9 protein-coding genes and 1 tRNA gene are annotated in these 8,059 nt (G+C 69.3%); 6 read left to right on the top strand and 4 right to left on the bottom strand.

Annotation, left to right across the window (positions count from 1 at the left end; translation table 11 throughout):
- From ROTAS13_RS03780 to ROTAS13_RS03760, 5 genes are all read left to right on the top strand, one after another.
- On the top strand, nucleotides 1-580 hold a 580-nt coding region (locus ROTAS13_RS03780), incomplete at its 5' end, for a cytidylyltransferase domain-containing protein (protein ID WP_075821580.1).
- Nucleotides 577-1,431: a prephenate dehydratase gene (locus ROTAS13_RS03775; protein ID WP_075821579.1), complete on the top strand. Its 855-nt coding sequence runs from the start codon at nucleotides 577-579 to the stop codon at nucleotides 1,429-1,431. The genes ROTAS13_RS03780 and ROTAS13_RS03775, both read left to right, overlap by 4 nt.
- Nucleotides 1,432-1,590: 159 nt before the next feature.
- Nucleotides 1,591-2,397, top strand: a complete 807-nt coding sequence (locus ROTAS13_RS03770; RefSeq protein ID WP_019462355.1) for an undecaprenyl-diphosphate phosphatase — start codon at nucleotides 1,591-1,593, stop codon at nucleotides 2,395-2,397.
- A 98-nt stretch (nucleotides 2,398-2,495) separates the two neighbouring features.
- A complete protein-coding gene (locus ROTAS13_RS26975; protein ID WP_075821578.1) occupies nucleotides 2,496-2,975 on the top strand; it encodes a hypothetical protein in 480 nt (159 codons plus the stop codon).
- A 116-nt stretch (nucleotides 2,976-3,091) separates the two neighbouring features.
- Complete coding sequence (locus ROTAS13_RS03760) at nucleotides 3,092-3,490, top strand: hypothetical protein (protein WP_019462353.1); 399 nt, start codon at nucleotides 3,092-3,094, stop codon at nucleotides 3,488-3,490.
- A 248-nt stretch (nucleotides 3,491-3,738) separates the two neighbouring features.
- On the opposite strand, the gene ROTAS13_RS03755 is transcribed toward ROTAS13_RS03760, so the two are convergent.
- The gene (locus ROTAS13_RS03755; protein ID WP_019462352.1) at nucleotides 3,739-4,389 is read right to left on the bottom strand and encodes a CoA transferase subunit B; all 651 of its coding nucleotides are present in this window, start codon (nucleotides 4,387-4,389) and stop codon (nucleotides 3,739-3,741) included.
- 12 nt (nucleotides 4,390-4,401) lie between these two features.
- Entirely contained in the window at nucleotides 4,402-5,151 is a 750-nt protein-coding gene (locus ROTAS13_RS03750; protein ID WP_019462351.1) for a CoA transferase subunit A, read from the bottom strand.
- Nucleotides 5,152-5,309: 158 nt separating this feature from the next.
- Between ROTAS13_RS03750 and ROTAS13_RS03745 the strand changes: the two genes are divergently transcribed.
- Nucleotides 5,310-5,385 (top strand) — tRNA-Ala (locus ROTAS13_RS03745).
- Nucleotides 5,386-5,526: 141 nt separating this feature from the next.
- On the opposite strand, the gene ROTAS13_RS03740 is transcribed toward ROTAS13_RS03745, so the two are convergent.
- Nucleotides 5,527-5,901: a hypothetical protein gene (locus ROTAS13_RS03740; RefSeq protein WP_058390555.1), complete on the bottom strand. Its 375-nt coding sequence runs from the start codon at nucleotides 5,899-5,901 to the stop codon at nucleotides 5,527-5,529.
- A gap of 37 nt (nucleotides 5,902-5,938) precedes the next feature.
- Nucleotides 5,939-7,834, bottom strand: a complete 1,896-nt coding sequence (locus tag ROTAS13_RS03735) for a potassium transporter Kup (protein WP_369699837.1) — start codon at nucleotides 7,832-7,834, stop codon at nucleotides 5,939-5,941.
- Nucleotides 7,835-8,059 lie beyond the last annotated feature (225 nt).

Here is an 8,059-nt window from a genome sequence, read left to right as displayed (position 1 = left end):
CCCCGAGATCGCGGAGGCCGTGCGCGCCGCCGGCGGCACCGCCATCCTGGTCGCCGACGACGTTCCCTCCGGCACCGACCGCATCAACCTCGCCCTGGCCAGCATCGACCCGGTGGGCGCCCACGACGTGGTGGTGAACCTCCAGGGCGACCTGCCGACCATGCCGCCGGACATGCTGCGCGCCGTGCTCGCCCCGCTGGCCGACCAGCGCGTCGATATCGGCACCCTCGTCGCCCCCATCGCCAGCGCGGAGGAAGCCGCCGCCTCCTCCGTGGTCAAGGTCGCCTGCGCCTTCCCGCGCGGCGTCGCCGTGGCCCCCGCCCTCTACTTCTCGCGCAACCTCATCCCCTCCGGCGAGGGGCCGCACTGGCACCATATCGGCGTCTATGCCTATCGCCGCCCGGCGCTCGCCCGCTTCGTCGCCCTGCCCGAAGGCGCGCTGGAGAAGCGCGAGAAGCTGGAGCAGCTCCGCGCCCTGGAGGCCGGGATGCGCATCGGCGTGGTCCGCGTCGATCACGCCCCCTTCGGCGTGGACACCCAGGCCGACCTCGAACGCGCCCGCAGGACCCTCGCAGCATGAGCCAGACCATCGCCTTCCAGGGCATGCCCGGGGCCTATTCCGACCTCGCCTGCCGCGCCGCCTACCCCGGCTGGACCACGCTGCCCTCTCCCTCCTTCGAGGCCGCCATGGCCGCGGTTCGCGAGGGAAGGGCGGATCTCGCCATGCTCCCCTGCGAGAACAGCCTCGCCGGCCGCGTCCCCGACATCCACCGCCTGCTGCCCGATTCGGGCCTGCACGTGGTGGGCGAGCATTTCGAACGCGTCGAGCACTGCCTGATGGCCCCCGGAGGTGCCACCCTGCAAAGCCTCCGCCGCATCCACAGCCATCCCGTGGCGCTCGGCCAGATCCTCGACCTGCTGCGCGAGACCGGCCTCCAGGCGGTGATCGAGGCCGACACCGCCGGCGCCGCCCAGCTCGTCGCCCAGCGCGGCGGCACCGAGGACGCCGCCGTTGCCTCCTCGCTCGCCGCCGAGCTCTACGGCCTCGACATCCTCCGCCGCAACGTCGAGGACGCGACCCACAACACCACCCGCTTCTACGTCATGTCACGCGAGGCCACCCTGCCGCCGGTGGACGCGCCCGGCTGCGTCACCACCCTGGTCTTCCGCACCCGCAGCGTCCCCGCCGCGCTCTACAAGGCGCTCGGCGGCTTCGCCACCAACGGCGTGAACATCACCAAGCTCGAATCCTACATGCTCGACGGCCGCTTCGCCTCGACGCAGTTCCTCTGCGACGTGGACGGTCACCCCGGCAGCCCGCCGCTGCAACGCGCCTTCGAGGAACTGCGCTACTTCTCGCGCCAGATGCACGTGCTCGGCGCCTATCCCGGCCACCCCTATCGGCGGCAGCAGGAAGAGGTTCCGCTATAAGACAGAAGTCCGGCCAAATATTAATTCCATGGCCGGATTCCTGCCTTCCGCCTGCTTCCGGAATGCTCCACAAGACCCGCGCGTGCATCCAGGCCGGTGAATATTCTTCCCGGTCCTGATGTGCGGCCTATTTCTTGAGACGCAGGAGCATCGGCCCGCATGGATCTCGCCATTATTCTTCCGGCCCTGCTGATGGGGATCGTGGAGGGGCTGACCGAGTTCCTGCCCATCTCCTCCACCGGCCACCTGATCCTGCTCAGCGACCTGATCGGCTTCCAGGGCCCGCCCGGCAAGACCTTCGAGATCGTCATCCAGCTCGGCGCCATCCTGGCCGTCATCGTCGTCTACTGGCGCGACCTCATCGCCATGGCCACCGGCTTCTGGACCCCTCGCTCGCGCGAACGCTACGCGGTCGTCAACCTGCTCCTCGCCTTCATCCCGGCGATGGTGCTCGGCGCCCTGCTGCACAAGACCATCACCGAGGTCCTGTTCAACCCCTATGTCGTCTGCTTCGCCCTGATCATCGGCGGCATCGCGCTCATCATCATCGAGCGTAACCGCCCCAAGCCCAGCATCCACTCCATCGCGGAGATCGGTCCCCTCAGCGCCCTGCTGATCGGCTTCGGCCAGGTGCTCGCCATGATCCCCGGCACCAGCCGCTCCGGCGCCACCATCATCTTCGCCCTGCTCTTCGGCGTGGAACGCAAGGCGGCCGCCGAGTTCTCCTTCCTCCTCGCCATCCCCACCATGCTCGCCGCCACGGTCTACAGCCTCTACAAGGCCCGCGCCGAGCTCGCCGTCGGCGACATCAGCGAGATCGCGATCGGCTTCTTCGCCGCCTTCGTCGTGGCGCTGTTGGTGGTCCGCTGGGTGCTCCGCCACATCAGCCGCATGGGCTTCCAGCCCTTCGGGTGGTACCGCATCGCTCTCGGCCTCGTCATGCTCGCGCTCCTCAGCCTGCGCTGAGGCAAGGACAGGAAGACTACCCTCGGGGGAACTTCCTCCGCTAAGCTCACCCTGAAGTGGCGCCCGGCGCCGCGACAGGAAAGGCTCCCCCGAGGTCCATGCGCCGAATCGCCGCTCTCGCGCTTCCCGCCCTGCTGCTGGCCGGGCTCCTGCCGGACCCTGCCAGGGCCCAGATGTGGCCCAACGAGGTCGGCCCCCGCCGCGACATGCAGGAACTCGCCCTCCGGCCCCTGCAACGCCTGCAACCGCCACCCTCCACGGCCCCCGCCGCCTTTCTCCCACCGCCCTCCGTGGCGCCCCTGCCGGTCTGGACCCAGGCCCCGCCGCCCCGGCCCGCCCGCGCCGTACCCCGCCGTACCGCCCGCGCCACCACCCCGAGGTCGGCCGCCCAGAGCCAGTCCGCCTCCACTTCGGCCACCGGGATCAACGACCTGGAACAGCGCCTCGCCGGACGTGAGAAGCAGCTGGAGGACATGCGCCGCCAGATCGAGGCGGACCGCCGCAGTCTGCAGGGCCTGCGGACCGCTTCGGACGGTGGCACGAAGCCTGCGGCCGGCGTGTCTTCCGCGATACAGTGATGCCGAAAAGTTACGCCCCGCTCTCTTTCCGTAGTGGCAACCAGGGCCGTTGTCTGTTCTTTCTTTTGACAGGCGGATCGTCACGATTCGCTCCTGAGAACTAGGGAGTATGCGGGATGAATGCCCGTCTTTTCTTTGCCCTTCCCCTGCTCGCCGCGGTCGCCGCCTGCGCCAGCAGCCCGCCGCCGCCGCCGCCGCCTGCGCCCGCTCCCGTCGCCGAGACCCCGGCCTTCCCGCCGGGCCTCGACGGCGTCTACACCGGCTACGCCGTGGCCTCCCAGCGCGCCTGCCGTCCCGCCCGCCAGCCGGTGACCACCACCGTCGCCAACGGCTCCGCCGTGGTGCGCTGGGCCCGCCGTGCCGAGGTCGAGACCAAGCTCCAGCAGGACGGCAGCGTGGACTTCCTGTTCGACGGCGGCCACGCCACCGGCAAGTTCGCCGATGGCGCCTATACCGGCACCGCCACCACGCAGAACGGCGCCTGCACCTACAAGGTGACGCAGAAGCGTTCGTGATCCGCCGCGCTCCTGGGCGCTGGAACGGGAAAGGGCGGCCGGATCATCCGGCCGCCCTTTTTCCTTGTGTCCTCCGTCGTGCTGTCCCGGGGGGAAAAGGCGCCGCCTGTCCCCCGGTCCCCTATCCGCCGGGACTCTCCGAGCCCTGGACCGGGCTCGTCGGCGCTCGCTGACGCCGGATCGCGCCGGAGCCGGGCTCTCCGGCGACCAGCCGCAAAGCGCGACGCCGGGGAAGGGCGCCCGTCCCGTTAGCCGGCGAGGCCCGGCGCCACGGCGTAATCCGCCTCGGTCTTGCCGCGCACCTCGTCGAGCGTGACCCCCGGCGCCAACTCGGCCAGGGTCATCTTCCCCGCCTCCTTGTCGATGGCGAAGACGGCGAGCTCGGTGATCACCAGGTCCACCACGCCCTTGCCGGTCAGCGGCAGGTCGCAGCTGTGCAGCAGCTTCGGCGCGCCCTTGGCGGTGTGCTCCATCAGCACCACAACGCGCTTCACGCCGGCGACGAGGTCCATCGCCCCGCCCATGCCCTTCACCATCTTCCCCGGCACCATCCAGTTCGCCAGGTCGCCGTTCTCCGCCACCTGCAGCGCGCCCAGCACCGACAGGTCGATATGCCCGCCGCGGATCATCGCGAAACTGTCGGCGGAGGAAAAGAAGGAGGTGGTCGGCAGCGCCGTCACGGTCTGCTTGCCGGCATTGATCAGGTCCGGGTCCTCCTCGCCCTCATGGGGGAAGGGGCCCATGCCCAGCATGCCGTTCTCGCTCTGCAGCTGCACGCTCACCCCCTCGGGGATGTGGTTCGCCACCAGCGTCGGGATGCCGATCCCGAGATTCACGTAGAAACCGTCCTCAAGCTCGCGGGCGGCGCGCGCCGCCATCTCGTCGCGGGTCCAGGGCATCGTCGCGTCTCCTCAGGCGGTGGCGGTTTCGGAACCGGCGGCGGCACCCGCCGTTCCGGCGCGCTTGCGCACGGTGCGCTGCTCGATCCGCTTCTCGTAGCCCGCCGGCAGCTTCACGATCCGCTGCACATAGATCCCCGGCGTATGGATGTGGTCCGGGTCGATCGTCCCCGGCTCCACCAGCTCCTCCACCTGTACCACCGTCACCTTCGCGGCGGTCGCCATCATCGGGTTGAAGTTCCGCGCCGTCTTGCGGAAGACGAGGTTGCCCTCGGTATCCGCCTTCCAGGCATGAACCAGCGCGAGATCGGCGAAGATCCCGCGCTCCATCACATGGTCATGCCCATCGAAGTTCCGCACCTCCTTGCCCTCGGCCACCGCGGTGCCGACGCCGGTGCGGGTGAAGAAGGCCGGAATGCCCGCGCCGCCAGCCCGGATGCGCTCGGCCAGCGTCCCTTGCGGGTTGAACTCGATCTCCAGCTCCCCGGCCAGGTACTGCCGCGCGAACTCGGCGTTCTCGCCGACATAGGAGGAGATCATCTTGCGGATCTGCCGCGTCTCCAGCAGCAGCCCCAGCCCCGCGCCGTCGATGCCTGCGTTGTTGGACACGACCGTCAGGTCCTTCGCGCCGCTGTCCCGCACCGCCTCGATCAGCGCCGCCGGAATGCCGCAGAGGCCGAAGCCGCCCGAATGGATCAGCATCCCGTCATGCAGCAACCCGTCCAGCGCCGCCGCCGGACTGTCGTAGACCTTTCTGCTCATTCCCACTCCCTGGCCTTCATGCTTGGCCCCCATGCGCCGGCCCATTGCCCTGCGGATTTCGCAGCACGGTAATCCGTCACGCGCATGTTTTAAAGTCATGGTGGGGGGCTTGCGGGGGTCTGCGGACGCCGCTAAAAGCCCGTTCACCGCAGCACGGCGGGGCCATAGCTCAGTTGGGAGAGCGCCTGAATGGCATTCAGGAGGTCGTCGGTTCGATTCCGATTGGCTCCACCATGACGAGGGGTTTCCGGAAACGGAAACCCCTCGAACCTTTTCCGGGGGCCTGCAAACGCGGAAACGGTCTGGTCCACGCCACCATCCGCACGAAGCTGTCGCCCGGAACGCCTCGCTTCCGGCGAATGGCCGCGCCCCGCCTCAGCTCAGGCCGACCACCCGCCAGGCATGCTCCTGCCCGTCCGCCTCGACGATCGTGACGTTCTCGCCGGGCCGCAGCCGCGCCCGCAACTGCATCACCGCATGCAGCGGCGCATCCATCGCCGCCGAGGCCTGCCCGCCCCGCCGGAAGAAGCGCAGCGCCCAGCCCAGGTCCTCGTCATACTGCACATCCCCCTCCGAGAGGCCCTCGCCCGGCCAGAGGCGCCGCGCAGGCCAGGGATCGGGGTCCGCCTGCCATGCCCCGGGGGAGGGGAGCCCGTCCGGGCCCAGCGTCAGCGTGATCTCGTAGCGGTGCTCGCGGCTTCCTTCCGGAAGCCCTGTCCCGCCACTCGGCGAGAGGATCAGCAGGGCCAAGCGCCACCTCCTTCAGCGGATCGCGGCGGCCAGCGCCTCAGATGGCCACCCGCGCGCCCAGCTCCACCACACGGTCGCTGGGGATTCGAAAAAACTCCGTGGCCGGCAGCGAGTTGCGGCTCATCAGCGTGAACAGCCACTGCTGCCAGCCCGGCATCTTCGGCACGGAGGCCGCCACCACCGTCTCGCGCCCCAGGAAATAGGAGGCCTGCATCGGCTCGAAGGGCACGCCCATCGTCTCGTGCATCATCTCCAGGTCGCGCGGGATGTTCGGGCTCTCCAGGAAGCCGTAGCGCAGCAGCACGCGATAGATCCCCGGCCCCAGCTCCTCCGCCGAGCCCCGGTTGCGCACCTGCGGCACATCCTCGTTCAGCACCGTCACGAACACGATCCGCTCGTGCAGCACCTTGTTGTGCTTCAGGTTGTGCAGCAGCGCATTGGGCACGTAGTCCGCCTGCCCGGTCATGAAGATGGCGATTCCCGGCACCCGGATGGTGCGCGACTGCGGCAGCCGCGCCAGAAAGGACTTCAGCGGCAGGCTGTCCTGCTGGAAGCGCCGGAACAGCAGCTCCCGCCCGCGCCGCCAGGTCAGCATCTGCGTATAGAGCGCCGCCCCCAGCAGCAGCGGCACCCAGCCGCCATCGGGCACCTTCAGCACGTTGGAGATGAAGAAGGCGAGGTCCAGCAGGAAGAGCGGCAGGAACACCGCCACCACCAGCGGCCAGGACCAGCGGAAGTTCCGGTGGAACACGATGCCCGCGAGGCAGGAGGTCGCCAGGAAGGTGCCCGTCACCGCGATGCCATAGGCCGCCGCCAGGCTGTCCGAGTTGCGGAAGGCCACCACCAGCACCACCACGCCCGCCAGCAGCGAGAAATTCACCTGGGGCACGTAGATCTGCCCCTCTTCCGTCTCGCTGGTGTGCTTCACCACCAGCCGCGGCAGCAGCCCCAGCTGCACGCATTGCCGCGCGATGGAAAAGGCGCCCGAGATCATTGCCTGACTGGCGATGATCGTGGCCAGCGTCGCCAGCACCACCATCGGCAGGCGCATCCAGTCCGGCGCCAGCAGGAAGAAGGGATTCTCCAGCGCCTCGGTGTTGTTCAGTACCAGCGCCCCCTGGCCCAGGTAGTTCAGGATCAGCGAGGGCAGCACGAAGTACAGCCAGGCCAGCCGGATCGGCCGCTTCCCGAAATGTCCCATATCGGCATAGAGCGCCTCCGCCCCCGTCACCGCCAGCACCACCGAGCCCAGCGCGATGAAGGCCGCCAGCCGGTAGGCGATGCAGAACTGGATGGCATGGTGCGGCGACAGCGCCTCCAGCACCCCCGGCTCGCGCAGGATCTCGACCAGCCCCAGCAGCCCGATCAGCCCGAACCACAGCACCATCACCGGGCCGAAGATCCGCCCCATGGCATGCGTGCCGCGGTACTGGACCAGGAACAGCCCGATCAGCACTGCCAGCGAGACCGGCACCACGATTTCCCCGAAGGTGGGCGAGATCACCTTCAGCCCCTCCACCGCCGAAAGCACGGAGATGGCCGGGGTGATGATCCCGTCGCCGAAGAACAGGCAGGCGCCCGCGATGCCGATCAGCGCCACGATGTGGCGCCCCCGCTCCGTGCCCACCGCCCGCTGCGCCAGCGCCATCAGCGCCAGGATGCCGCCCTCGCCCCGGTTGTCCGCCCGCAGCACGATCAACACGTACTTCACCGTCACGACGATGATGATCGACCAGACGATCAGGCTGAGGACCCCCAGGATCTCCCAGCGCTCCAGCCCATCGGAGGCGAAGTGCACGAGCGCGGCCCGCAGCGCGTAGAGCGGGCTTGTGCCGATATCGCCGAAAACGACGCCGAGCACCCCTACCACAAGGCCGACGCTCAGAGGGCGGGATTCACTGCTGGACGTGGTCGGTGTCACGATGTCCGGAATGTTCCAGTGGAGCCCCAAGGCATACGCTGGACGCGGAGACGCCCGCAAGGCCCGCCCCCCGGCGCCTCTCCGGACCGTGCGAGGCCGATCCCCCGCCCGCCGCTGAACTTCCTGTGCGCGCCGGCTTCCCGGGCGGTGGCGTCGCGCTTGTGTGTCCGGCCCCGGTGGAGGTGCCGCCTCCCCCGGCTCCCTCCGCTGGGGGAATGGTATTCCCCCAGACCCCGC

This window comes from Roseomonas sp. TAS13 (assembly GCF_001950415.1).
Lineage (GTDB): Bacteria > Pseudomonadota > Alphaproteobacteria > Acetobacterales > Acetobacteraceae > Roseomonas > Roseomonas mucosa.
This window is presented reverse-complemented; position numbering and strand designations above follow the sequence as displayed.